This is a genomic window from Candidatus Nitrotoga sp. AM1P (genome assembly GCF_013168275.1).
In the GTDB taxonomy this organism is placed as follows: Bacteria; Pseudomonadota; Gammaproteobacteria; order Burkholderiales; family Gallionellaceae; genus Nitrotoga.
The window spans coordinates 1,192,630-1,219,135 of sequence record NZ_AP019547.1; the positions used below are offsets into that span (position 1 = coordinate 1,192,630).

Here is a 26,506-nt window from a genome sequence, read left to right on the forward strand (position 1 = left end):
CAGGTCAATTACCTCGCCTAGTTGCTGCAAATATATTGCACTGAGCCGGGTCGCCGGTTTCCATCCCGCGCTTAAACCAGGCGACACGTTGTTCCGATGATCCGTGAGTAAAGGTCTCAGGCACTGCATACCCAAGTGCTTTCTTTTGGAGAGTATCATCTCCAATCGCGGTGGCCGCCGCAATAGCTTGCTCAATTTCACCGGGTTCGAGAATATGTTTCTGACTATCCGTGCGCTGCGCCCAAACTCCGGCATAACAGTCTGCCTGTAGCTCCAGTTTTACGCTCGCAGCATTCGCCTCTGCTTTGCTTGATGCCCGTTGTTTGATGGCATTAACCCTGGCGGAAATCCCTAGAAGATTCTGGACGTGGTGGCCCACCTCATGCGCCAGCACATAGGCTTCCGCAAATTCACCCGGCGCATGAAAACGATTTTGAAGTTCCGAGAAGAACGATAGATCGATATAGATTTTGCTGTCCAACGGGCAGTAAAACGGCCCCATGGCAGCGGCACCGTTACCGCATGCAGTTGTTGTGCTACCGGTAAAAAGCACTAGCTTCGGCTTGCGATATTCCTTGCCCTTTGCCGCAAATACTTCGCCCCATGTATCTTCCGTTTCTGCGAGAATCTTCGACACAAAAACGGCTGTCTTGTCATTTGCAGCAGGCTTGTGTGCGCTAACCTGCTGAACAGGGGCCGTCTGCTCCATCAAACCCAACAAAGTGGCCGGGTTCACGCCGGTTAAATAGCTTCCAATCAAGGCAAGCAAAACGCTTCCAATACCAATCCCTTTAATAAGCCCGCCGCCACGACGATCCTCAATATTTTCACTTTCTCTTTCATTGTCTAGCAGCATGATCTATCAGCATCCAAATTTTGGGGGGTATTTCATGAAACAGATTATAACTATGCACCTAGCAAACGGGTTGGGCGACAAACTGGTTCATCGCTGAATTTCGCTCAAAGTGAGATGTTCACGAAAATGCATCCACCTTATCTTTGCGAATACGACCTTGGTAATCACCTTTGTTTACTTACGCTTAAAAATTAAGCAGGATGTATGGATTATGTGGTCAAAAATCCACCAACACAACGACCGTTTTCCATCTCAATTTATCATGCAAAAAACAGCACGCAGTATTTTTGTCTATGGCCGATTTAACAGCAATGTTCCCTACCTCTAATCTGAAGTTCTTACTCGCTTTTTGACATAATGGAAGAGACTTCCAATTGCATCGCCACGTTGCAAAGCGTATTCTTTAGCTAACCCAACCAATAGAAATAGAAGCCGAGTCATGCCGAATCTAATCCCTCTCATTGAACAAGTACGGAGCATTCTCGTGGACCTAGCCATCAAATTTGGCTGCCGCGTTTGACATCTCCATTGCGCAACAGCAGCTTTATCAAGCTGCTAATTTTCCGCTTTCAGATTTCGCTGGCCTACCAGATGATCGCCGTGGTTGTCGGCTGGCACGTCTATCAATTAACGCACGACCCTTTTGCGCTGGGTCTGGTCGGATTGGCGGAAGTGATTCCCTACTTTTGTTGTGCGCTATTCGCGGGTTACGTCGTAGACCATCACTCCAGGCGAATGTTTGGTGTGCTGGCAAGCATCGTGCTAAGTTGCAATGCTCTGGTGCTGGTGTTTGTAGCCAGCGGCTGGATAGCGGGCACCACGCTAGTGTGGATCTATGGATCAATCGCCGCTGGTGGTATCGCCCGCGCCTTCATCGGCCCCTCTTACAGCGCACTGCTTGCTCTGACTTTGCCGCGTGAGCACTATGCGCGTGCCGCCGGTATCAGTAGTTCGGTTTTTCAGTCTGCGCTGGTGCTTGGTCCTACGTTGGGGGGAATACTCGTTGGCTGGGCCAGCCTTACTACTGCTTACATGGTGGCTTCGATCCTCAGCATCAGTGCCGCCGCTTCTTTATTCATGCTGCGCATCGCAGAGCCACCGAGAGCTGTGAGCGCACCGGTATTTTCCAGCATTGCTGAGGGGCTGCGCTTTGTGTTCAGCAACCAGATCATTCTAGGCGCGCAAGTGCTGGATATGTTCGCCGTGTTATTCGGCGGCGCGGTCGCCATGTTGCCAGTATTTATCCACGATGTATTCCATTATGGTCCAGAAGGCTTGGGCATCCTGCGCGCAGCACCTGCGATAGGCGCCATCACCACCGGTGTTTTACTTGCACGCCATCCCGTGAACCAGAATGCAGGCAGGATATTATTGGCATCTGTCGCCGGGTTTGGTGTATGCATCATTTTGTTCGCTCTCACCAGCCATTTTTGGGTGGCGGCCTTCTTGCTGATGCTCTCTGGCGTGTGCGATGGCGTTTCGATGGTGCTGCGTACCACTATTATGCAGTTGATGACGCCAGACGCTATGCGGGGTCGTGTTTCTGCGATCAACGGCATTTTTATCGGCTCGTCCAACGAGCTGGGCGCTTTCGAATCCGGCTTGGCTGCCCGGGTGATGGGATTAGTTCCCTCTGTAATTTTTGGTGGAGTAATGTCTTTGGCTATCGTCGCAGCAACGGCGCGTCTGGCACCTAAATTGCGCAAATTGAATCTGCAACAGTTACGCTAGGGAAACGCTGATTTATCCATCCGTTCTAATGATTTTGGATCATGGATTTTGGAAAATACTTCGGGGTTGATCGCAGAAGCCAGGTCATGCAAACTTGTTTTTCCGAACAGGAATACGCAGCAGAAAGAAACAAACTCGCGCGACCGATTTCTGACTGCGAAAGAAGCAGTAATTCCGTGAACGTGTGCTATCAGGTTACCGTCAAGAAAAAAGCAATAGGAAATTAAAATTGACTCAATCCATTATTCACCCTGATAATCTGCTCATGACCTCCCTAAAAGCCGTTTCACACAACAAAGTTCTGCTGAACGCACACCCTCGAGTGGTGTGGCATATGAGTATTGTGGCCTGGAGAATTAGCAGTTAAGTACTATCGACATTAGCAGTTTCCGAAGGCCACAGAGTATTTCTGTGGCCTTTTTGTTTTTATATCGTTTGGAGTACAAGTATGTCGCTTCCCGCCGCATTTGTTTCAGTCATTCTTATCTGGTCTACTACACCGCTTGCCATCAAGTGGAGCGCAATAGGGGTCGGCTTTAGTTTTGCAGTTCTTTCGCGCATGGCAATAGGCGCGCTATTATGTGTTGCACTGCTGGTTATACTGCGTATTCGTTTCCCATTGCATCGTAAGGCGCGTCTAAGCTATCTGGCCAGCGGATTAAGCATGTTCGGTACGATGGCACTGACGTATTGGTCTTCCCAGTATGTCAGTTCCGGCATGATCTCCGTACTATTTGGTTTATCGCCGTTAATTACCAGCTTGGGAGCGGCTTTGTGGCTAAAGGAAGAAGCAATAACTCCGAGCAAAATAGTAGGTATGTTGCTGGGCCTGGCCGGTCTGGTTCTAGTGTTTCGCGGTGGGTTGGATCTAGGTAATGGCGCAACTGTGGGTTTGGTCGCACTATTCATTGCGGTGGTAATGCAATCTCTCGGTTTGGTATGGATCAAACGGATAAGCGATGATAGTCCGCCGCTGGCGATGACGCTTGGCACTTTGATTGTGGCATTGCCGCTGTTTTTATTGGTATGGTGGCTGGCTGATGGGCACTGGCCTGCTTTGTTACCCGAACGGGCAGTAGCGGCTACTTTGTACTTGGGAATATTCGGATCGCTATTAGGCTTTACACTGTATTACTACATGATCAAACATATGCAAGCAGGGCGAATAGCTTTGATAACGCTCGTAACACCGGTGTTGGCATTGCTACTTGGCCATGGCTTGAATAATGAGACGGTGCTGCCACATGTATGGATGGGTACGGCAAGTATTGCGCTCGGATTATGCCTGCATCGCTGGGGAGGGCGGTGGCTAGCTTGACTGAGTGTTGCAAGCCGGATGGGTATACACGATATCTATTTTCTATATCTCAATTCATTATTCAATAATACAGGCAGGGACATTTGTTCAGAACTATTAACCTGACTTCTACTATCAATCATAACATGTAAGGGTTAAGCAGTGAGCAGTGTTGCATAGTAGAGCTGCGTAAATTTTGCAGGATGCAGATAGCCCAATCTTTTCGGATATGTTGCCTAATGTAGAAGATCCAGATGTACTCGCCAATCTCCTGTTTTGCTTGTTGCTGTATCTTGAATTTATCGTAATGCACTAGTTTAAACTCTAGCGTTCCTCAAAAAATTTTCGTCGGCTTATGCTTGCATCATCCAGAATTCAAAACGTATGCGACCACTTTTAGTGCTCACAGAAATACCTCCACCATGGACCTCAATAATGGATTTTGTTATGGCTAGTCCCAGCCCTGCACCCGCATTGTTTCCTTGACGTGAGGGATCAATATGATAAAAACGATCAAACAACCGATCCAAATGCTCTTTATCAATATCGGCACAGGGGTTTTCAATAATTAGGCAAATTTTCTTTTCATCTTTCACTCGGATATCAACTGTGATTACCTGATCAATGGGTGTGTGTTGTATCGCGTTGGACATCAGATTATTAATCGCCCGCCGTATCATAAGCTTATCACCCGAAATAATAGTCGCTCCATGACTAACCATCTGTATACACTTTTCCTCGGTAAGGGGTTCATAAAACTCAATTAATTGAGCAACCTCTTTAGCCAAATCTATGGGTTCCCGGTGTGGAATAATTAAGTCATTTTCTGCTTTGGCCAGAAATAACATATCGGAAACCATCCGGGCCAGCCTGTCATATTCCTCAAGATTTGAAATCAATATTTCTTGATAGTCTTCCAAAGATCTTGGCTTAGCTAACATGACTTGAGTTTGCGTCATTAAATTACTGACCGGCGTACGCAACTCATGCGCCAAATCGGAAGAAAAATCTGATAATCGTTGAAAAGATTTTTCAAGTCTAGACAACATCTTATTGAAAGACTCAGCCATATGCATCAATTCTTTAGGGAGACTTTCAACCTTCAATCTTTCAGAAAGACGATTGGCTGTGATAATTTGGGTGAGATGATCAAAATCGCGAATTGGAGATAGGCCTCGACGGACAGCCAACCAACCCAGCAAACTCATAAGCAAGATGCCTATAATGAGAGCGAGCCATAATGTTTGATTGAAGCGAGTAATGAATTTCTGGTGATGCGCAATATCCAGCGCAATTGCAACGATCAGGGTGGGGCTTTGCTTGTCATGGGAAGACATTGAAACTGCGAGGCCACGATAAGTTTGAGAGCCATCTCGCCATTTATATAACTTGGCTTCTTCACTCCCTCCAGACAAGGAACGTTGGTCGATAATTGTATTAGGGAAATTCGCTTCGCCTCGGCCATAGATTTTTTCACCTGTGGCTGTATACACCGCAACCGAAAGCGCATGATGACCAATTAAGGCGTCATTGAGCTGCGAAGGTACAGATTTAAGCGCTGATACGGATTCAATCTTCTGCAAGGCATAACGGATGAGCTCAAGCTTCCCATGAATTTCGGCTATATCCTCTTCAGCAAAATGGCGTTCAACAGACAATCCGGCGATAGTACCTACGGTGATAAGAACAGTACTTGAGAGTGCCGCAAACAGAAGAGTAATTCGCCATGTGATTGATGGGCGCAACATTTAGTCATCTAGGTCCATAAGTACATAGCCCATGCCACGTACAGTTCGAATGAGTTTGGGTTCGAAGTGATCATCCATTTTAGCTCGTAGGCGACGGACAGCCACCTCAATGACATTTGTGTCACTGTCAAAATTCATATCCCAAATTTGGGATGCGATCAAGGAACGAGGTAAAATTTCACCACGACGCCGAAGCAATAATTCCAACAAAGCAAACTCTTTTCCCGTAAGCTCTATTCGCTTTCCGCCTCGCTTGAGTTTCCGACGTTGAAGATCTAATACCAAGTCAGCGACTTGTACAATGTCCGGGTCTCTTACCTTACCTCTCCGTAACAATGTCCTCACTCGTGCCAGCAATTCTGAGAAGGCAAATGGTTTGATCAGATAATCATCTGCGCCCAGCTCCAACCCTTTAACTCTGTCATCTATCCCATCTCTGGCTGTCAGGAATAAGACTGGCATATTTTTATCAGCTCGACGTATGGTTTGAATGATCTCCCAACCATTAATGTTTGGCAGCATGACATCCAGTATTATCAAATCATAAGCTTCCGTCAGCGCCAGATGTTTTCCATCCAAACCATCTCTTACGAGATCTGTGACAAAGCCTGCTTCAGATAAACCTTGTTTGAGGTATTTACCCGTTTTGGGTTCGTCTTCAACAATCAGAATTCTCATAAATAAATGCGTCTAATGGTCAACCTGAATTCTGCATGAATATTTCTTTGACCGGTACCATTTTGCCTAATCTTACAATTTTGTAATCTTCAGGTAATCATTTTGACAGCTTCGAAGTTCTAATATGTTCGCTTTGCTATTCAGCAGCTCGGATTGGTAGCAAGCACAACTTAGTAACCCAGCTTGCTATTAACATTGAGCGGCTCTGCAGTTAGATGAAGAATCAAAACTGGCACATCAACATTAATGAGATGGAATTTGAATTTGAGTATGACTATTCCTATGGCTTCAAGTTTGGTGAGTATTCCAAGAGTGCTAGTTACCTTATTTTTTATCAGTGTAACCCTCAACGGTTGCGCGTCTTTTTCCAAAGACGGAGGACTTGGCGCAGTTCAGAAAACCACTAAAGACTTTATAAGTAAGGATATTCAGTGGGTCAAATCTCTAGAAGACCAGGATTCTGTGCAATCTCGTACTGAAGAGCTATTAAAAAAACCACTCACGGTAAATGATGCAGTGCAGATTGCCTTATTCAACAATAAAGGTCTACAGGCGGCATTCTATGATTTAGGCATCTCTGAAGCAGATCTGGTACAGACAGGCAAACTACCTAATCCACGCTTTGCCATGCTGCATACCAAAAATAATGGTGACTACAAAATCGAACAATCATTCACATTTAATATTTTTTCTTTACTGACCATGCCCAAAGCACTCCAGATCGAAAAACGGCTGTTTGAGCAAACACAACGACAAACTGCGATGGAAGTATTACGGTTGGCTAATGAGACCCGCAAAGCATATTTCAAGGCAGTGGCTGCAGATCAAAGCACGCATTACATGCAACAAGTTAGAACTGCGGCAGAAGCCAGTGCAGAACTGGCCCGTAATATGGTGAAGGCCGGCAATTGGAGAAAACTAGACCAGGCACGGGAACAAGGATTTTATGCAGATGCTGCACTGGGAGTTGCTCGTGCCGAGCGGAACAAAATCACTGCCTACGAAGAGTTGACCAGGCTTATGGGCCTATGGGGCAAACAGACTCAGTTCACGCTTCCTGAAAGATTGCCGGACTTACCGTTAACTGTAGATGAATCAAACAACATCGAACAAACCGCCATGGATCAGCGTCTTGATCTGCAGTCCCTCCGATTACAAACTGAAGCGCTAGCCAATCAGCTGGGCTTAACCAAAGCCACGCGCTTTATCAATGTATTGGAAGTTGGACCTGCACGCGTACTTGAAGGTAAAAGATCAGACCCTTACAAGAAAGGCTTCGAGATTACCTTTGAGATACCCATTTTCGATTGGGGCACCGCTCGGGTAGCCAGAGCCGAAGCAATTTATATGCAGGCCATAAATATTCTTGCTGAGACAGCGGTAAATGCACGTTCAGAGGTGCGCCAAAGCTACAAGCTATATCGTTCCAATTATGATATTGCAAAGCATTATCGGGATGAGATTGTACCTATTCGCAAACGTATTTCTGCTGAAAACCAGCTTCGTTATAACGGCATGTTGATCAGTGCATTCGAATTATTAGTGAATGCTCAATTACAAGTCAGCACTGTCAACAGCTATATCGAAGCGCTGCGTGATTTTTGGTTATCGCAAAGCGATTTAGAAATGGCCCTGATTGGTAAACCTCTGTTTTCCAGTGGGACTGGCTCACCAATGAGGGACAACCAGATGAGCATGAGTCATTAGGCAAGTATTCCAGAAATAAGGATATTAGATATGGTCACAAGGCGTAACTTCCTGTTGGGAGCAAGTGCAGCAGGGGTTGCTTTATCAGCAGCCAAGGTAAGTTCAGTGGCAATGGCTGCCTTGCCTCAAATTGTCTCAATGGAAACCCCGGATACACAGCCGCCGTTAATGCCAGAAAATGGACGCCCTTACAACCCCGTTGTTACGCTCAATGGCTGGACATTGCCATGGCGCATGAACAACGGCGTCAAAGAATTTCATCTAGTGGCAGAACCGGTAGTTCGTGAGATGGCTCCGGGCATGAAAGCGCATCTATGGGGCTATAACGGCCAAAGCCCAGGACCTACCATTGAAGTTGTAGAGGGTGATCGAGTGCGTATATTTGTTACCAACCGTTTACCTGAACATACGTCTATCCATTGGCATGGACAGCGATTGCCGAACGGTATGGATGGCGTCACAGGGTTGACCCAAGCTGGTATCAATCCCGGTAAGACATTTGTTTATGAATTTGAAGCCAAACGACCCGGCACTTTCATGTATCACCCGCATGCTGATGAAATGACGCAAATGGCCATGGGCATGATGGGCTTCTGGGTGACCCATCCAAAGAATCCCAAATTCATGGCGGTAGATCGTGATTTCGTATTTTTACTTAATTCTTTCGACATCGATCCCGGTAGCTATACGCCAAAGATTACCACCATGCTCGACTTCAACTTGTGGGCATTTAATAGCAGGGTTGCTCCAGGAATTTCACCCATGGTGGCTGGCCAGGGGGATCGAGTACGTATCCGTGTGGGTAACCTAACGATGACCAACCATCCGATGCATTTACACGGTCACGAATTTGTTGTTGTTGGGACAGACGGAGGATGGACGCCACCAAATTCTCGCTGGCCGGAAGTTACCGCTGATATAGCAGTGGGCCAAATGCGCGCGTTTGAATTTATTGCTGATGAGCCTGGTGATTGGGCATTTCATTGTCACAAGAGCCATCACACTATGAATGCCATGGGTCATGACGTACCTACAATGATTGGAGTGGATCAAAGCAAGCTTGTCGACAGAATAACATCGCTGATTCCTGATTACATGAGCATGGGTGAAAGCGGCATGGCGGATATGGAGACGATGGAAATGCCTTTGCCAGATAACACCTTACCGATGATGTCCGGTCAGGGGCAGTTCGGTGGCATCGGAATGGGCGGAATGTTTACGACCGTTAAAATCCGCGAAGGTCTTGCGCGTAACGATTACAAAGACCCCGGTGCTTATCAGCATCCTGTTGGCACCGTGGCTTATGAAATGAATAGTGAATTACCGCCTGTACAAAGGCAAACTGCAACCCTATCTGGAGATGAGATAGAATTTAAAGCGCGTAAACCCGTAAGTCATGGTGAACATTAGAAACGTTGGTACAACAAGTTTCCTCATGTTTCTGTTTTCACTCGTTGCTGCTGAAAGTTATTGTCAATTCGATTAATGTGCGCTCAGCCCAATGCTTCAGCCTTCATGTAGACAGGGGAAATATAATAATCGATATCAATGTGCTGTAGACCCACCCGTAAACGCTGAGATGATAGGGCAAGGTTTAGTTCGACCCGTATCTTCGCATTCGTGGATTAAATGAGTGAGGATACCTTGCATGCGTTCAAGGTCGACGATCCGCTTATTAATATCGCCGAGACGGGTGCTTGCAATCTTACGAATTGCAGCCCTGTCAGTACCGTGCTCCAATGCGAGCAAGGATGCAACTTCAGCCAATGTAAAACCAAGATCTTGTGATCGTTTTATAAACCGTATGCGCTCAACGAGGGCAAGCGGATACTGCCGGAACGCCATACCATTTGGCACAGGTGTAGGGAGCAGATTCAATTTTTGATAATAACGGACCGTCTCAATACCAACTTCCGCAGCACGAGCCAAGCGGCCGATCGTTAACTGTTCAACTTCTTTTTTCATGAATTTTCTCCGGTGTTAAAATAACGCTTGACTCTGGGGTTGGGCACAGGGTTTAGGATGGACCTGTCTTCAAACTATGTCAAGAGGTGGAGTTATGAAAAGCAATGAACAAGGCGCTTGTTGCAACCATTCAAGTCATGAAAAAAAGATTATTGCCGAACCCGCGATTTCTGAAAAATCGTACATCGATCCCGTCTGTGGGATGAAGGTATCGGCCAACAGCAAAAAGTCGGTTGAATTTGACGGCACCGTCTACTATTTTTGTAGCGACAGCTGTGTTGCCAAATTCCGTGTCAATCCCAAGCAATACCTGAACAAGTTGGCAGCGACCGATATCAAGCAGACGGTGTCGCAGCATGAAGTTGCAAAGGACGCAATCTTTACCTGCCCGATGCACCCTGAGGTGCAGCAAGTTGGTCCCGGCAGTTGCCCGAAGTGCGGGATGGCACTGGAGCCGATGGAGGTAACTGCAGAAGAAGATACCACCGAGCTTGACGATATGACCCGTCGCCTTTGGGTGAGCACAGCACTGACCGTACCGTTGCTGATACTGACAATGGGTGAAATGATTCCAGGGCTAAACTTTCAGAATTGGCTAGGAATGACCGTCTTTAGCTGGTTGCAAGCCGCGCTTGCGACACCGGTCGTTCTGTGGGCAGGATGGCCATTTTTTGAGCGCGCCTTGGCATCATTCCGTACTTGGAATCTTAATATGTTCAGTCTGATTGGACTGGGTACTGGGACGGCCTTTGTGTTCAGTGTAGGGTCGCTTTTGTTTCCTGAATTACTTCCAGCTGCTTTCAAAATGAACGGTATGGCGCCGCTTTACTTTGAGGCTGCTGCCGCCATTATCACGCTCGTGCTCGTGGGGCAGGTGCTGGAACTACGAGCGCGGTCACGTACCAACAGCGCGATCAAATCGCTTCTGGGGCTTGTCCCAAATACGGCCGTTCGTCTCAGACTCGACGGTAGTGAAGAAGAAGTACATCTGGACGAAATCCATGTAGGCGATCGTCTGCGTGTGAAACCGGGCGACAAAGTACCGGTCGACGGTGAAGTGGTCGAAGGCAGATCAAATATCGACGAATCGATGATCACCGGCGAACCCATACCATCTGAGAAAACGGTGGGAAGCAAAGTGTCTGCTGGCACCGTTAATCAAACGGGTTCATTCGTATTCACGGCACAGAAAGTGGGCGCGGAAACCTTGCTTGCGCATATCGTAAAAATGGTCAACGACGCCAGCCGCTCCCGTGCACCCATCCAAAAAATTGCCGATGCGGTTGCCGGCTGGTTTGTGCCGGTGGTCATGGGAGTCGCCCTCATGGCCTTCGTTATCTGGGCTTTTTTTGGCTCGCCACCTGCGCTTGCACATGCACTTGTAGCAGCCGTCTCGGTACTTATCATTGCCTGCCCTTGTGCTCTTGGTTTGGCCACGCCGATTTCAATCATGGTGGGCATTGGCCGTGGCGCGCAAGAAGGCATTTTGATTAAAGACGCAGAAGCACTGGAACTGATGGAAAAAGTGGATACCTTAGTGGTTGATAAAACTGGCACGCTTACCGAAGGACGTCCCAAAGTTCAGGACATAATCGCTATCAATGGATTTACTGAAAATGAAGTTTTGTCATTGGCGGCTTCTCTTGAACAACACAGTGAACACCCTCTTGCGCAGGCTATTGTCGAGCACGCTAAAGAAAAGAATATCAAGGTTGTAGAAGCCAAAGATTTTGATTCGATTACCGGCAAGGGAATACGGGGGGTTATTGATGGCCAGTCGGTTACTGTTGGCAACGCCGTGCTCATGTCAGATGTTGGCGTCGACATTACGTCACTTCAAAGTAAAACACAAAAATTGCAGGCGTTAGCAAAGTCGGTGATGTTTCTAGCCATTGATGGAAAGGCAGCGGGACTGCTGAGCGTTGCCGATCCAATCAAACCTACGGCAGCACGTGCTATAGCAGAACTGAAGGCTGCTGGCATTCGAATAGTATTACTCACGGGCGATAACGTTGCGACCGCTTTATCGGTTGCGCGGCAACTGGGCATTGATGATGTCAAAGCGAACGTCATGCCCGTGGATAAATATAGCCATGTGCAAACGCTACAGGCAGCGGGCCACATCGTGGCAATGGCGGGCGACGGTGTCAATGACGCGCCAGCACTTACTCAAGCGAATGTGGGCATCGCTATGGGGACCGGAACCGACATTGCGATGAATAGTGCGCGCATTGTTTTAGTGAAGGGCGATCTATTGGGTATAGTGCGTGTAAGTTCGCTCAGCCAGGCAACTATGCGAAATATTAAACAGAATTTATTTTTTGCATTTTCTTATAACCTGATTGGTGTACCCATTGCTGCGGGAGCACTGTACCCCTGGTTTGGTCTGCTATTAAACCCAATGATCGCGAGTGCTGCGATGGCCTTAAGTTCGGTATCAGTGATAGGCAATGCTCTGCGGTTACGTAGTGCGACTCTTGGCCACACACCGCTGGCCACACACCACGGTACGGTTGCCATCGTTAATAAAAAAGGCATAAAACGAAATTAATTTGTGTTGCAGATTATTGATAATAAATATATTAAATTAGCATGTGGCTTCTACGAACCAAAGAATCGGGCGTTCGAATCGCTCCAGGCGCACCAGTATCAAAGGCTTTCAGCAATGGAAGCCTTTTGTTTTGCACGGCGGATTCAAGTTCGAAGTGCAACAGCTCATGTTGGCTTGGTGTAGCACACCTCTACCCCAATGAGTTTTGCTTAGGTAAGTGTATTAATGGGTTAGTGCATGCTGCAAATAATGATATCTATAGAATCGTTGACGTTATTGTTGGCCGTTGCAGAACATGGGTATACTTTCTAAATCATAGATGCAAGCGGCGCGCACATTGATTGTAGCGCTGGGTCTCGTGATATCAACATCATCCTTCATGTAGATGCGATAACACGTCCCGTAAAACCACTGCCTGATTATGCTCCTTGTCTTTTGCCCCATAAATAAGTGTAATTATTCGACCATCCGCTTCGGATAATAAGCGCCGTATTTGCTCCCGCTTCTCTTCAGTATCAAGTTCGCTCCGGTAGCCTTGCTGGAAGCCTTCCCAGCGCTTCGGGTCGTGTCCAAACCATTTGCGCAAATCAGCACTTGGCGCGAGGTCGCGCGCCCACTGATCGAGTTTAAGCGTCTCTTTGCTGCGTCCTCGAGGCCAGATGCGGTCGACGAGGACACGATAACCGTCCTCCGGTATCGCATTTTCGTACGCTCGTTTTATGACAATATTTAATTTTTTGCTATTTACATGCGACATTCTTTCCTCCATTGGGCAAGATATACTCTACCTTTTATTTAACCTGTCTCAAGTCACGCGTCACCAATGATTCGACCCTCCCACGCAGCATGAGAAGAACTTCGCATTCGAACCACAGTTGCCTCTGAAACCATGCCTGGTTACGCGGGGTGATGGGTGCGGCAATGGAATGATGGCAGGCGCGTATTCCTGCCATGCTCTGACTGTTTCCGATAGCGATGACTTGCGACTGTTGCCCAGCAAATGATGTTGCACGTATTGACCAATCAGCAATGTCAATTGAATCTCCGGCAGCTTTTCCAATAGTCTATCTAGCCACAGCTGTGCGCACTCGCGGCGTGGCGGTTTATCCGCATGCACACGGACGCCAGGCGCCTGCCCGACAATGAGGATGCGTGCATCGGCCCCTGTCCGTACTATCGGATGGGGGCCAAGTGGCAGTTCCTGCTCGCATGCGCGACAAGCATGCACCTCAGCCAAATGCGCATTAAGGGAAGAATATTGGAGTTTATTCACTGAATACCCTTTTTATGCAAGATGCGACATTACAATTTTGTTTCTGCTTGAGATATAAACCGACTGATGGATTAATCGCTTCTCGTGCTATCCCCAAAGATATTTAGGCAACTATATTTCTATACGAGTACCCATTTCAATAACCCGATTTGTTGGAATCTTAAAGAACTCCGTCGCGTTCATCGCATTTTTGGACATCATAATAAATATCCATTCACGCCATTTCATCATGCCGGGAGTCGGCGCTGAAACGATCAAAGCGCGAGACGTAAAGAAGGTGGTATCCATCATGTCGAATGACAACCCCAGCGGCGCACATAAACCCAAAGCGGCAGGCACATCGGGAGTTTGCATGAATCCGTAGAAAACCCTCACTCGATAAAAACCCTTGCCCAGGTCATTAATTAATAGACGGTTTCCCTTCGTAACAAAAGGTTTGTCTTCAATAATGACGGAAAGCAAAACATTGCGTTCATGCAGCACTTGGTTGTGTTTTAGGTTGTGTAGTAATGCGGCGGGTGCCCCTTCATTAACACCCACCAGGAAGACGGCAGTTCCATGCGCCCGGTTAACTTCGCCCACATAGTCGACAATTGTCTGAATAGGGATGGATCGACGGGAAATCTCTTCGAACAACAACTTTCTTCCACGCTTCCAAGTGGTGAGAACAACAAATGAAACAAGAGCGATACCCAACGGGAACCAACCGCCCTGCGGAATCTTAATAGCGTTGGCCGTAAAATAGGCTAAGTCAACGCAAAAAAATGTGCCTACCAGAGGAATAACCAGCCATGGGGACCAACGCCAAGCAATGAGTACAAAGGTAATTAGTATTGTGTCGATCATCATCGTTCCAGTAACAGCAATACCGTAGGCTGCCGCCAGATTGCTGGAGCTTTGGAAGGTGAATACCAAATAAATGACTGCCAGATAGAGCGTCCAATTAGTAAATGGAACGTAAATCTGACCATGCGCTTTACTGGAAGTTTGGCGAATTTCCATTCGTGGCAAAAAACCCATCTGTACCGACTGACTTGCCACTGAAAATGCACCTGAAATCACTGCCTGCGAAGCAATCACTGTTGCCGCAGTTGCAAGCAGCACCATTGGAATGATGGCCCACTCAGGCGCCAGCAGAAAAAATGGGCTTTTGACGGCTTGTGGGTTATCCAGCAATAGTGCACCTTGCCCGAAATAATTGAACACCAGCGCAGGGAGCACAAAGGAGAACCAGGTCAGCCTAATTGGAAACCGTCCAAAGTGCCCCATGTCGGTATATAAAGCTTCGCCCCCCGTAACGGCAAGCACGACTGAACCAAGGGTAAAAAATGAAAGCCAAGGGTCAAGAAAAAGGAATTGGTAGGCATAAACAGGGTTGAGTGCCAAAAGTACGTGCGGGTTGTGTGCTATAGATAAAGCACCTAGAACGCCCAAGGTTGAGAACCAAAGGATCATGATGGGGCCGAATGCCATTCCCATCGCGCCAGTACCTCGTTTCTGCACAAAGAACAATGCGGTGAGCACCATAATGGTGATCGGTAGCACATAGCTATCCAGTTGAGGTGCGATAACACTCAGACCTTCGACGGCTGATAGCACCGAAATAGCGGGGGTAATCATGCTATCGCCATAAAACAATGCTGCGGCAAATACTCCAAGCATTGCGAGCAACCACTTGGATTTGGGTTTGTTAGCGTTTAATTCACTAGCCAAGGCTAGCAAAGCCAATGACCCTCCCTCACCATGATTGTCGGCTCGCATTATGATGGTCACATATTTCAGTGACACCAAGACCATGATAGTCCAGAACATAATCGAGAGAACACCAAGAACGTTAGCCTCGGTAATTGGCAACGGATGATGCCCCGCAAAGGTTTCCTTCAACGCATAGAGGGGGCTGGTGCCGATGTCGCCATACACGACACCAATTGCGCCCAACATAAGCGTAGAGAGATTTTGCTGCGTTTGTGGGCTGCTCATATACTCTACTTTTCACCTTACTCAAAGGGGGCGGAACTCTACGCGTAATTAATTAAAAAAACAAATTGCACTTAACAGATCACATAAATTGAATTGCTCTCAATGAGACGAATGAATTGCAAATGTCTAACGGCAACCATTTCAAGCATGATTAAGTTTTCTTGTAATGTGATGAGTGGTGTGATGATAAATCTAGCCGAGAGAAAAGGGGAAGCGGGCATTAGAGATTAATCAGCACCTAGAAGTTACCCACCCGCTCAGCCGCAGATGAAAGATGCAACATAAGAAACCTACATGCCTGTTTTGAAATATCACGACTCGCGAATGCACAAAACCTATACGACTAAAATCACTGATTGTGTAAATAACTCCATAAAAAACTTGATTCTCGCTGTTGTAGTGATAGCTGGATTTGCAAGCAGCTTTGCCCAAGCAGAAGACAAAGAATCGGATACCGCATTAACCCTTAACGGGTATGCTGAAACATACTATATACGGGGACTATTTTCTACGTAATACTCTGGGGACTTTTCAGTGGCTTAACAATCTGGTCTCTATCAACGTTCAAGCCACGTAATGCGAGAAGCCGCAGCATTTCCGCTAGCAGCCGCATTATTTCCAGAATACCTTTTGCCGCATAAAATTACGCCATGCATAACGTAATTTTTGCAAATTCACCCCGTTCGAGCAGGCCGTCCATCCAATGACGATACCTGCTGCTTGCCCGCGTTGTGCAGACAAATCTGCTAACAGCCGCTGTGTAACAGAGGCATCGTTAAGTATGCCAAGCACATCCTGTAACGCAGCCAGAGCCTCAAGGTAGAGGCGCACACGCTTAGGTGGGTAAATACCAGAGAAAAACTCCGCCGTATAGCGTAGCTTCTTAGCTGCGATCCGTAGCGCATGACGTTCAGCGGTGTTCAGCGCAGCATGGAGCCGCCCTTTGCGGCGCACGCACTTGTGTTGCCAGGAGAGGGTCTGGGTAGTAAGTCCGCCAAGCACAATGGGTATTCCTGGCAGCTCGGCCTGGCGCGCGAGCTGAAGGCCGAGCGTCAGCACCAACCGTGTGTAGCGCTGTGACAGTACGGCTTCAAGCGCTGCCTGTCGGCAGGTATCGCGAAATTTGGCGGCATCCGCCTGCAACTGTGCCAGCGCCCGATTATCAGACAACTGTTCGGCAATGTGTGGCAGCGTTTGCGTAACGAATACGTCCCAATCCCGCGCTGGCCCGAGACAACCCATGAGCCAGCGCAGCTCCTCCACGACGCTGACGTACGCCTCGGGGAATACCGCTTCAAACACGCCTAGCACCGAGCGTAATCGTCTCACCGCGACGCGCGCCTGGTGCAGGTATTCCGGATCTTGCCCCAGTTCCACCACATTTCCCTGAAGCTGCGAGAGGCATTCCCTCGCAATGTGCTGAAATGCTTCCGCAACCGGCATTTCTGGCGTCAGCGGCACGTGCTGCGCCTTACATGGTAACGACGTCTTTCCGCTGCATAGCATATAGCCGCGCTGTGCCTTGCTTTTGTCTTCTACCCAGAGCGGCACATGTTCCTGTATGGCCAGCGCGACTTCAAACAGGCTCGCCGCTTCGCCCGTCTTCAGTTCGAGTTCTATTTCGCTGATCGGCTGACGGGCGTCGCCCGCATGCACGTCACCTTGGTCCAGTACCAATTCGATTTCGGCCCCTTGCGCTGTGCGAAGCTGCCATATCGTGCGCCAGTAGTCAGTAACGAACAGCGGGCGCAGCCGCGCCAGCAATTTGGGCGTCAACAGCTTAAAATCTGAGGCAATCGACGCCAATTCTGGCTCCCCACCGCACACCGGCCATTCCCACTCATTGCGTTGATGCAGCCCCGCTTCAGCGCCCCCGCCGCTCTTTACCGTTTGTATCCAGTTTCCATTCATTCTGCGCAGACGGAGGGTCATACCAGCACGCTGCAAATCCTGATCGGACGTATCAAAATAGACGTTGTGAAGCTTGTGACGGCGAGGTTTGCTTAACGCCATGGATGCCAGCACAGAATGATGCCGAAAACGCGCAACATGCGCGGGATCTATGGTCAGTTTCAGCTCAATTTCAATGGCCATGCTCGCGATAGATAATAAAAGTTTTAGCCATCAAAAAGTGCAATTCATTCCTCTGACGACCAATATTTAGATATTAACAATCTAAATGATGGTCCGACTTTGATTAGTGGCGATTTCGATCTGATCGGCACGCACGTGAATCACGACTCTTTGTTCCTCGTAACGGGTGTAACCCCTGATCTGCTTTATCAGACTGTCGTCGAGAAGAAAATCTGCTGCGAGCAGTAAAGCACTCTCACGGCTAACCAGATCGCGGCTCAGTACCATGCCCTGCCTGAGGGAATTTGGATCCAACGCCCACTCCTTCTGTGCTTTATCAACGATCTCACTGTCATTCAGGCTGGCAAAAGCATCGAGCACCTGCGGGTCATAGCGTTTGCCCCGCGACTGCTGGAGGAAAGCGAGCGCCTCTACTGAAGTCAGACGTTTGGTACTGAAACTTCCGATCTGCAAGCCGTCGTAGTCGTTGGCAAGGGCGAGAATGCGAGCACCCAGCGGAATATCCGTGGCACTCAAACCATCGGGATAGCCTTGACCGTCATAGCGCTCATGATGCGAGCGCAACAAGCGAGCGGCGCTGCGCAGGCTGTCGAGCGCCATCAGGGCTAATTCTCCCTTGATCGGGTGTTTCTTAAACAGCATAAACTCTTCTGTGTTCATCTGGCTTGCCGACTTTGCGAGCAGGGCGTCGGGCATGCCGATCTTGCCGATGTCGTGGAGGAGACCGGCGAGCATCACATCCTGCGTCGCAGTTTGATTCAGCCCTATTTTGACGGCGATGTGTCGGGCCAGGTCAGCGACACGACGCGAATGTCCCGAACGTGGCCCTTCGGTCACCTCGATCAGGTTCGATAAAACCTTGATCGAGGTAAGAAAGCTGGTCTTCAGTTTCTCGTTGGCAGCCGCAAGCGCATCATGTGTAAAACGCAATTCAGCGGTGCGCTCTTCGACTCGAGCTTCAAGGCTGGCATTCAGCTCGCGCAGTTCCTCGTTCTACCGTTGGGTCAAGGCCTCGAGACGTCGCTTGTCACGCTCCAGCTACTTGTGTTCGAGCGCATGACGCACGATCAGGCGCACGTCCTGATCGTGCCAAGGCTTGGAAATGTAGCGGAAAATCTGGCCCTGATTGATCGCCTCAATGGTTGAAGTGATATCGGCATGGCCGGTGAGCAGAATGCGTGAGGTGTCCGGCCAGCGGCTACTGACCACCTCAAGAAAACGGACTCCGTCCATTTCCGGCATGCGCATATCGGAGATCACCAGGTCAACCTGCTCGCTCTCCAAAAACTTGATTCCCGCGTTACCGCTGATGGCTGTCAGCACACGGTAGCCGTCCTGACGGAATAATCGGCGCATGGCGGAAAGAATGTTTTGCTCGTCGTCGACGCACAACAGGGTCGCACTCGCTTTGTCTGCAGCAGGCGGCAGCAAGATATTTGTATCACTCACGGTGCTTCCTCTTGGGTCGATTCATGACTCTGCCGCTGCGGTAAAATGACACGAAAAGTCGTGCCTGTACCCACCTTGCTGTCCACCTCTATGCTGCCGCCATGCTTTGTTACGATTCCGTAGGAGAGAGAAAGGCCTAAGCCCGTACCCTTGCCGATCGGCTTGGTGGTGAAGAAAGGGTCGAAGATGCGCTTCAGATTTTCCGGCGCGATACCGCTGCCAGTGTCAGCAACCTCAATCCAGACGCGTAGATCGTCGCAGCCACTGCGCAGTGTGATGATACCGCGCTCGACATCAGCTATTGCCTGGGCGGCATTGACCAGGAGATTGAGAAACACCTGGTTGATCTCCGATGGCAGGCACTCGATCTCGGGTAATGTGCCATATTCCTTGACTACTTCAGCTTTGTATTTGATCTCGTTGTTGACTACATTGAGGGTCGAGTTTAATCCTTGATGCAGGTCAACCCACTTCCACTCCTGGCTGCTATTGACGTAAGAAAAATCTTTCAGATCCTGGACGATCTTGCTTACGCGCGAGATACCTTCCTTAGACTCTGCCATAAGCAGCGGAATATCCGTACGCAGAAAATCCAAATTAAGTTCCGCCTTGAGTCTCTGTAGTTCGGCATGCGCCGCTGCGTCGATCATCAGCACATTCTCTGTACTGGCATAAGCGTCGAGGATTAGGAACAGGTCATTCAGATAGGTCTCCAGCGCCCCAATATTGGAATGCACATAGCCAATCGGGTTATTGATCTCATGTGCAACACCGGCGGCTAGCTGGCCGATCGAGGCCATTTTCTCGTTTTGCAGCAGATGCTCCTGCACCACATTAAGACGAGCATTAAGCTCACTTAGTTGCATATTGCGCCGCAACAGAACTGCTTCGGCCCGTTCTCGGTTCCGCACGTCCGCTGCCAACCGAAGGTTCGCCTGCTCAAGCTCGGCGGTACGACTTTGGACCAACTGCTCCAGGTCGCGGTGCGCATGATTCAGCTCCTCTTCAAAAAATTTTTGCTTGGTGATATCCCTGAATGTCGTAAGAGCGCCAACAACCTGCTTTTGTTCGTTTATCAGAGGGGCCGCGGTGCAACTCAACCAGAGGCCATGCTCACCCAAAGAAGGATGGAAAATATCGACATTGTAAGCACCATCGGGCAACGGAAAACATCGCGGATTGCTGTAATGTGACTCGACGATTTCAGCCTCGCTGACGCCATTAACCACCAGGTCAGACAGCACCAGCCGCCGCTCTGTGTAGAAGGCACGCCAGTGATTGTTCGTGCCAACCATATCGGCCGCACTAATGCCAGTGATCATCTCGCAGGCCTTATTCCAGTGCGTTACGACACAATTGGCATCGATAACAAACTTGGGCATCGGATTTGCATTGACGATCTGGGCCAGCACCTGCTGCGCATGCAGTTGCGCCGCTTCGGCGCGCTTAGTATCAGTGATACCCGTAACGAGCACCGCTGACTCCCTTGGGTGTTCAATGTTTGTGACACTGCTCTCCACCCCGGCTTCAGCGCCTCTATTGGTATTAATAAGATACTCAGAATGGGCATCCATCACTTCACCACGCCGGTACGCCAATTCGCGCGAGTCGGGATGGGCGAGTTCCCAGTAATTCATGCTTAACAGTTCAGCATGCGTATAGTTGGTGAGTTCGGTTACTGGATTTGCATGGGTCAGCTTACTACCGCAAGGCGGTATCACGTCTGCGGCAACGGTCTCAGACAACCCGCGGGACAATTGCTGGCTGCCTTGCCATTCCTCCTGCATCTTTACCTGCGCAGTAATGTCGGTGCAGATCGCAACATACTTATGGAGTTGCCCATTTTCACCCAAGAAAGGCACGATTGTGGTCGACACCCAGTAAAATTCGCCGTTCTTACGTCGATTACGAATATTGCTTTGCCATACCTTGCCAGCACCAATAGTGAGCCACATGCCCTCGAAAAAACTCTTGAGATGGTAACCAGAATTGAGCATGCGGTGATCATGGCCGATGAGTTCTTCACGGGAAAAACCACTGATCCTGGAAAATAATTCGTTAGCATCGAGGATGCACCCGGCGGCATCGGTGACACTGAGGATGGCATGCTGGTCAAAGACAAACTTATAATTCTCCAGTTCGCGCTGCTGACTACTCGGCACAACGACATTTAACCCATCCCGCTCTGTTTCCATGCTGTCGCCATTCCCTTTCTTCTTTAGCTTAGCATCCACTCCGCCTCATCGCGCTGAGCGTCTACCTCGCCCAACAGGCGCTTGAATTCAACCCAGCCGATGCCTAGCCTGTTCCAGGCGACGTCGGATAAGCATGGCACCAGATCATCATTGCCACCCGAAAATTCCAGCACATGCGCCATTACGTCGGCCAGATGTATCAGATCGACGAGAGAGTTTGCGGGTATATCCATCGGGTTGTGATGATTGGCGATCGCCACCGCTATCTCGGCAGGAAATTTCCAACGCACAGCGAGTGCCGCACCAATCTGAGTATGGTCAAAGCCCAAAACTTCTTGCTCTGCTTCAATAGGGTAGCAATCGTGCTCGGCACGGTATGCCATCACGCTACGGTACTTTTCTGGAAAACGTGCCGCGAGGATAAGCCGACCTATATCATGGAGCAAGCCGGCGGTGAAAGAATTTTCCATATTGGTACCCAGCTCGCGGGCCAGCGCACGCGCGCAAAGTGCGGTCCCTGCACTGTGCAGCCAGAAGGCGCGTTGATCGTAGCCCGCCACTACCAAAGTCTGAAAATGGGTTACCACGGCGGCCCCGATGATCAGGGTACGGGCAGCGCGTAACCCTAGCACTGTCAAGGCATCCGGTATCGTTGCTACCTGCCTCTGCAAGCCGTAAAAAGAAGAATTGGCAACACGCAACAATTTAGCTGCCAGGGCCGGATCCCGCGCGATCCTGTAGGCGACTTGGCCGACATCCACTTCAGAACGCTGCAGGTAGGCCATGAGATCCTGCACCACTTCAGGCAAGGCCGGCAGCTGATCTAGATCGGCCACCACCATTTGCAGTGTGATCTCACTCACTTGAATTTCTCCAGCCGGTATTCAAGCACTGCGCGCCGCAGGGCCTGCATGGTCACATTCGAACCAGCCCGTCTGAACAAACGCTCTACCCGCTCGCGTAGCACTTCACGCTGCTCATTGATCTCCGCAGCGGAAAGCTCGCTCGGCGCCAGCACAACTATCTCGCTCACGCCGCAACGACGCAAACTATCAATATGTACATCGTTGATTACCGTGCCGAGCGGCAGCAGCATATTGCTGCCGCTCATCACTTCTGCGCCCAGCACCATGCCGGGTAATATCTGGTCGAGCGGAATTATTTGAATCATTACTGGCTTAATCAAAGAACAAGCGGCAGCAGCACGAGCAGCACACCACGCGAGCGGGAGTGCTCACCCATGCTATTGCCGCGCAAACGATAGCGGATACCATTAATATCAATATCCGTTTCTGCCACCATGGATGAACCCAACGCCGCGAGGAGCGACGCCGGTAGTGAAGCGTACATATTCCGGCCCAGAAGCGGCTTACCCTCGCCGCAAATCACATCGGCAGCGGTGTTGGCCAAGGCGACAATGAACTCATCGTCGATACCGATAATCGGCCAGGGTAGTTGCTGCAGTACTTCTTGCACGATGTTGAGCAAAGACTCGTCGCGCATCACCTGCAAATCCTTGTTCACAAGCATCTTCTGTAGCTGCTCATTGACCACTGTCATTTGGTTATTGGCCAACGCCAACCCTGTATGCAGGCGACGGTTCTCGTCGGCCATTTCCTTGTTACGGAAGGCTTCCTCGATGTTGGCCCGAAGAATGCCGTCATCCCAGGGCTTGGACAGGAATTTGTAGATCGCCCCCTCATTGATCGCGTCCGTCACCGCCTGTAGATCGGTGTAGCCGGAAAGTACCAGGCGTACCGTATCTGGGTGTAGCGTTTTGACCCGGCGCAGAAACTCGACCCCACTCATGCCAGGCATGAGCTGGTCGGAAATAATCACGTCGACCCGATGGCTGGCGAGCACTTCCAGCCCCTGCTCTGCGCTCATGGCAGTAAGAATGTCGTAACCGTCGCGGCGCAGCAGCCGCTTCAACGCAGAAAGAATATTTGCTTCGTCGTCGACCAACAGCAGCGTCCGACTCGGCTTCAGGCCGGCCATCATCCGGCTGTCCAGCGATCGACCCTCGCGCAGTAAAGCGGTTGCTTCCTCGACTGGCAGCGGACGGCTAAAATAATAGCCTTGGACCTCGTCGCAATGGTTGGCGATCAGGAGACCCAACTGCCCCTGAGTCTCAACCCCCTCAGCCACCACCTTAAGCTTCAGATTATGTGCCAGAGTAATGATGGCGCGAGTTATCGAAACATCATTAGGGTCGGCGATAATGTCCTGAACGAAGGCCTTGTCGACCTTCAAACTGTCGATTGGAAAGCGCTTAAGATAGGCCAGGCTGGAATAACCGGTACCAAAATCGTCCACCGTAATCTTCACGCCGATCTCCTTGATCCGCTCCAGAACACCGATGACGCCATCAACATCTTTCATCAACTGACTCTCGGTCAGCTCCAGCTCCAAGTAAATAGGCGCCAGCCCGCTAGCCGCTAGCGCTTGTCGCACCGTCTCGCACAGATCAGCAACATGGATCTGTCTCTCAGAGACATTGACCGCCATGCTCGGCGTCCCCAATCCCTCATCGTGCCAACATCGCAACTGTGCACAGGCAGTAGTTAGCACCCATTCGCCGACAGGAACGATCAAACCGGTTTCCTCCAACAACGGAATGAACTCGTCGGGTCCCACCAGCCCACGCGCAGAATGCTGCCACCGCAGCAGCGCCTCAAAGCCGGTAATTTTTCCCGTGATGCAACTCACTTTAGGCTGGTAATAGAGCAGGAACTCGCCATTGACCAACGCGTAGCGCAGGTCTGTTTCCAGACGCATCTTGTCTTGCGCGTTCCGGTTCATCTCCATGGTAAAAAACTGGTAGGTATTGCGTCCCTGATTCTTGGCCCGGTACATCGCTGTATGAGCGTTGTGGATCAGAGACGCACTATCGTCGGCATCGTCCGGGAACAAGGTGATGCCAACACTAGCCCATACGAACAGATCGTTGCCGTCAATCAGATACGGCCCGGCGCAACTATCGATCACTTTACGCGCTACCATCGTCGCGTCCTCACTACGGGCAATCTCCGGCAGAATGATGCAGAACTCATCCACGCCCAGACATCCCACTGTGCCCGTATCATCCAAACAGGCCGTGAGGCGGCGTGCAACTTCCTGCAGCAGACCGTCGCCGATACTGTGCCCTAACGTATCTAATGACCACCTTGAAATTATCTAAACTGACTGACAATACCGCCAACAGCCACTTGTTACGCCGTGCCGCCATCACCCCTTGATCCAGGCGGTCGTGAATCAGGGTACGGTTGGGCAGTCCGGTGACGACGTCGTAGTAAGCCAGATAATTTAGCTGCTGCTCTTTTTTGATGTGATCAATCGCAAATGCGATGTCGCCAGTCAATTCGGTCAACAGCTTCATTTCTTCCTCATGGAAGAATTCACTCTCGCTAGCGTACAGCGCAAATACACCTGCTACTTCATCCGAAACAATGAGTGGCAAAACAGCCATCGAACGAACTTCTGATTCGATATACTTCTTGTTGAACAAAACTCTGGGATCGTTTTTCGAATCGTTGGCCACGACGGATTTTTTCTCTCTTACCGCCCGCGCGAGCATGGTATTGGGTGCAGTCTCACTTGATGACAATATGTCTTTAATCGCAGCCAGGAGCGCCTCGTCTTTGCCCGCAGAGGCGATCGGGACAGTTTTCAGGGTGTTTTGATCCACAATGGCTATCAAGGCCATGCGGAATCCACCTACTTCGACCGCTATCCGGCACGTTTCCCGGAACACTTCGTCGAGCTCGCGCACCCGTACGATGAGCGTGTTGATACCACTGAGCATGGCATATACACGGTTGAGATAGATGATACTGGCTTGCGCTTTCTTACGTTCAGTGATGTCTTCGCCGATGCTAGCCGTTCCGATCACATCACCGGCTCCCGAGCGTAACACCGAATTGTTCCAGCGAATTAACCGGCGCTCACCCGAACGTGTAAGGATCTCGTTCTCGTGATGCCTTGTTCCGGGCTGGTTAGCAAGGAGCGCCACGAACAAAGAGCTTCTTAAATCGTTAACTTCTGGTGGTATGAAAAGCTCAAACCAGTTTCGCCCGATAACTTCCCCGAGTTGCCAATCGGTCAGGCGCAATAAATACTCGTTACAGTACGTAATCTTCCCTTCGCAGTCGAGCATCAATGAAATCAACTCTATATTTCCCAACAGGTCGCTAAAGCGACGTTGGCTTTCGTGCAGTTCCTGCGCGACCTTTTTTCGCTCCGTTATGTTCAAGTGCATGACCACAACGCCATTCGGATGATCATCAGCGAGGGGGGCTACCGTCAACAGGAACCAGTACTGTTCTGTTGGCAAATGACAGGAATATTCAAGCGAAAAATTTTTAACGCCGCCACCCAGTACTGATCGAATCCCTGCAGCGGCCTGATGCGCTTCAAATGCGCCCTCTCCTCTTGCACTATCGCAAACCTCCAGGTAATTAGCGCCGATCCCATGCCCTTGGCCCTGGATCGCATTCGTACTGGCAAATCGCCGCCATGCCTCGTTCACCGATACGATAAGTCCTTGGACATCAAGCAAAGCGACATGCGCGGGCAATGCGTTGAGAATGGCGGCCTCGCTGTGACGCATGTGATCCTGGGCGCGCCGCAGCAAGAATGGCCGGCCATCATGATCCGCCACCGTATCCACTTCCCCTGCTGTTAGTTCCTCCAAGCGTTGCTCGGTATGGCGTAGCGTCTCGATTAACGCAGAAACTTTCTCATTCGAGTCTTCCGGAGGTAACGGGTCTTTTGGGTTCATGGCGCAACGATTTCCAGATTCAAAGCACGCAATATGGTCTGAGTCTGACTGAGTGAACCTACGATTATTTGGACCGGGGACGGCGCCAGTTTGATCAGAGTCGAGGAACGAGGCCTGACGTTTACCAAGCATTGCTTTGAAGGGAGAGGCGAATAACCTTGAATCACGACTCGACTCGAATCAGATAGACACAGTGTTGGAG

The 26,506-nt window shown here is 49.8% G+C and carries 20 protein-coding genes; 5 read left to right on the top strand and 15 right to left on the bottom strand.

The features are described from left to right. Nucleotides 1-4: 4 nt before the first annotated feature. A complete protein-coding gene (gene ypfJ, locus W01_RS05320) occupies nt 5-856 on the bottom strand; it encodes a KPN_02809 family neutral zinc metallopeptidase (RefSeq protein ID WP_173052734.1) in 852 nt (283 codons plus the stop codon). Between the two features lie 516 nt (nt 857-1,372). Between ypfJ and W01_RS05325 the strand changes: the two genes are divergently transcribed. Together W01_RS05325 and W01_RS05330 are read left to right on the top strand one after the other, a co-directional pair. Next, a complete protein-coding gene (locus tag W01_RS05325; protein WP_173052736.1) occupies nt 1,373-2,587 on the top strand; it encodes an MFS transporter in 1,215 nt (404 codons plus the stop codon). Between the two features lie 448 nt (nt 2,588-3,035). Beyond that, a complete protein-coding gene (locus tag W01_RS05330) occupies nt 3,036-3,905 on the top strand; it encodes a DMT family transporter (protein WP_173052738.1) in 870 nt (289 codons plus the stop codon). A gap of 332 nt (nt 3,906-4,237) precedes the next feature. Here the strand turns inward: W01_RS05330 and W01_RS05335 are convergent, their stop codons facing one another. Next, the gene (locus tag W01_RS05335) at nt 4,238-5,632 is read right to left on the bottom strand and encodes a heavy metal sensor histidine kinase (RefSeq protein WP_173052740.1); all 1,395 of its coding nucleotides are present in this window, start codon (nt 5,630-5,632) and stop codon (nt 4,238-4,240) included. After that, nucleotides 5,633-6,310, bottom strand: coding sequence for a heavy metal response regulator transcription factor (locus tag W01_RS05340; RefSeq protein WP_173052742.1), 678 nt, complete (start codon nt 6,308-6,310; stop codon nt 5,633-5,635). 270 nt (nt 6,311-6,580) lie between these two features. On the opposite strand from W01_RS05340, the gene W01_RS05345 reads away from it, so the two are divergent. After that, a complete protein-coding gene (locus tag W01_RS05345; RefSeq protein ID WP_242007071.1) occupies nt 6,581-8,017 on the top strand; it encodes a TolC family protein in 1,437 nt (478 codons plus the stop codon). A gap of 30 nt (nt 8,018-8,047) precedes the next feature. Then, on the top strand, nt 8,048-9,427 hold the full coding sequence (locus tag W01_RS05350; protein WP_173052744.1) for a multicopper oxidase family protein: 1,380 nt from the start codon (nt 8,048-8,050) through the stop codon (nt 9,425-9,427). A gap of 135 nt (nt 9,428-9,562) precedes the next feature. On the opposite strand, the gene W01_RS05355 is transcribed toward W01_RS05350, so the two are convergent. Beyond that, the gene (locus tag W01_RS05355; protein ID WP_173052746.1) at nt 9,563-9,982 is read right to left on the bottom strand and encodes a MerR family transcriptional regulator; all 420 of its coding nucleotides are present in this window, start codon (nt 9,980-9,982) and stop codon (nt 9,563-9,565) included. Nucleotides 9,983-10,076: 94 nt separating this feature from the next. Between W01_RS05355 and W01_RS05360 the strand changes: the two genes are divergently transcribed. Beyond that, on the top strand, nt 10,077-12,533 hold the full coding sequence (locus W01_RS05360; protein ID WP_173052748.1) for a heavy metal translocating P-type ATPase: 2,457 nt from the start codon (nt 10,077-10,079) through the stop codon (nt 12,531-12,533). 370 nt (nt 12,534-12,903) lie between these two features. On the opposite strand, the gene W01_RS05365 is transcribed toward W01_RS05360, so the two are convergent. The 11 genes from W01_RS05365 to W01_RS14370 all read right to left on the bottom strand — a co-directional run bounded on the left by W01_RS05365 (nt 12,904) and on the right by W01_RS14370 (nt 26,304). Continuing rightward, nucleotides 12,904-13,290 carry a DUF488 domain-containing protein gene (locus W01_RS05365; RefSeq protein WP_173052749.1) on the bottom strand — a complete coding sequence of 129 codons (387 nt, stop codon included), beginning with the start codon at nt 13,288-13,290 and terminating at the stop codon, nt 12,904-12,906. Between the two features lie 60 nt (nt 13,291-13,350). Beyond that, nucleotides 13,351-13,806, bottom strand: coding sequence for a uracil-DNA glycosylase family protein (locus W01_RS05370; protein ID WP_242007043.1), 456 nt, complete (start codon nt 13,804-13,806; stop codon nt 13,351-13,353). A 111-nt stretch (nt 13,807-13,917) separates the two neighbouring features. Continuing rightward, a complete protein-coding gene (locus tag W01_RS05375; protein WP_173052751.1) occupies nt 13,918-15,786 on the bottom strand; it encodes a potassium transporter Kup in 1,869 nt (622 codons plus the stop codon). A 612-nt stretch (nt 15,787-16,398) separates the two neighbouring features. Then, complete coding sequence (locus W01_RS05380; protein WP_173052753.1) at nt 16,399-17,880, bottom strand: CYTH and CHAD domain-containing protein; 1,482 nt, start codon at nt 17,878-17,880, stop codon at nt 16,399-16,401. Between the two features lie 81 nt (nt 17,881-17,961). Then, nucleotides 17,962-18,810 carry an HD-GYP domain-containing protein gene (locus tag W01_RS14125; RefSeq protein WP_242007044.1) on the bottom strand — a complete coding sequence of 283 codons (849 nt, stop codon included), beginning with the start codon at nt 18,808-18,810 and terminating at the stop codon, nt 17,962-17,964. Between the two features lie 108 nt (nt 18,811-18,918). After that, entirely contained in the window at nt 18,919-19,329 is a 411-nt protein-coding gene (locus W01_RS14130; RefSeq protein ID WP_242007045.1) for a response regulator, read from the bottom strand. Beyond that, on the bottom strand, nt 19,326-21,563 hold the full coding sequence (locus tag W01_RS05390) for a PAS domain S-box protein (protein ID WP_173052755.1): 2,238 nt from the start codon (nt 21,561-21,563) through the stop codon (nt 19,326-19,328). Before W01_RS05390 ends, W01_RS14130 begins: the two co-directional genes overlap by 4 nt. Next, nucleotides 21,548-22,387 (bottom strand): HDOD domain-containing protein, encoded by an 840-nt coding sequence (locus W01_RS05395; protein WP_198421356.1) that lies wholly within the window; start codon nt 22,385-22,387, stop codon nt 21,548-21,550. Before W01_RS05395 ends, W01_RS05390 begins: the two co-directional genes overlap by 16 nt. Next, nucleotides 22,384-22,695 (bottom strand): hypothetical protein, encoded by a 312-nt coding sequence (locus W01_RS05400; RefSeq protein ID WP_173052757.1) that lies wholly within the window; start codon nt 22,693-22,695, stop codon nt 22,384-22,386. The genes W01_RS05395 and W01_RS05400 overlap by 4 nt, the downstream gene beginning before the upstream one ends. 11 nt (nt 22,696-22,706) lie before the next feature. Then, a complete protein-coding gene (locus tag W01_RS05405; protein ID WP_320416775.1) occupies nt 22,707-24,701 on the bottom strand; it encodes an EAL domain-containing protein in 1,995 nt (664 codons plus the stop codon). Beyond that, nucleotides 24,607-26,304 (bottom strand): PAS domain S-box protein, encoded by a 1,698-nt coding sequence (locus W01_RS14370; RefSeq protein ID WP_173052761.1) that lies wholly within the window; start codon nt 26,302-26,304, stop codon nt 24,607-24,609. The genes W01_RS05405 and W01_RS14370 overlap by 95 nt, the downstream gene beginning before the upstream one ends. Nucleotides 26,305-26,506: the final 202 nt, after the last annotated feature.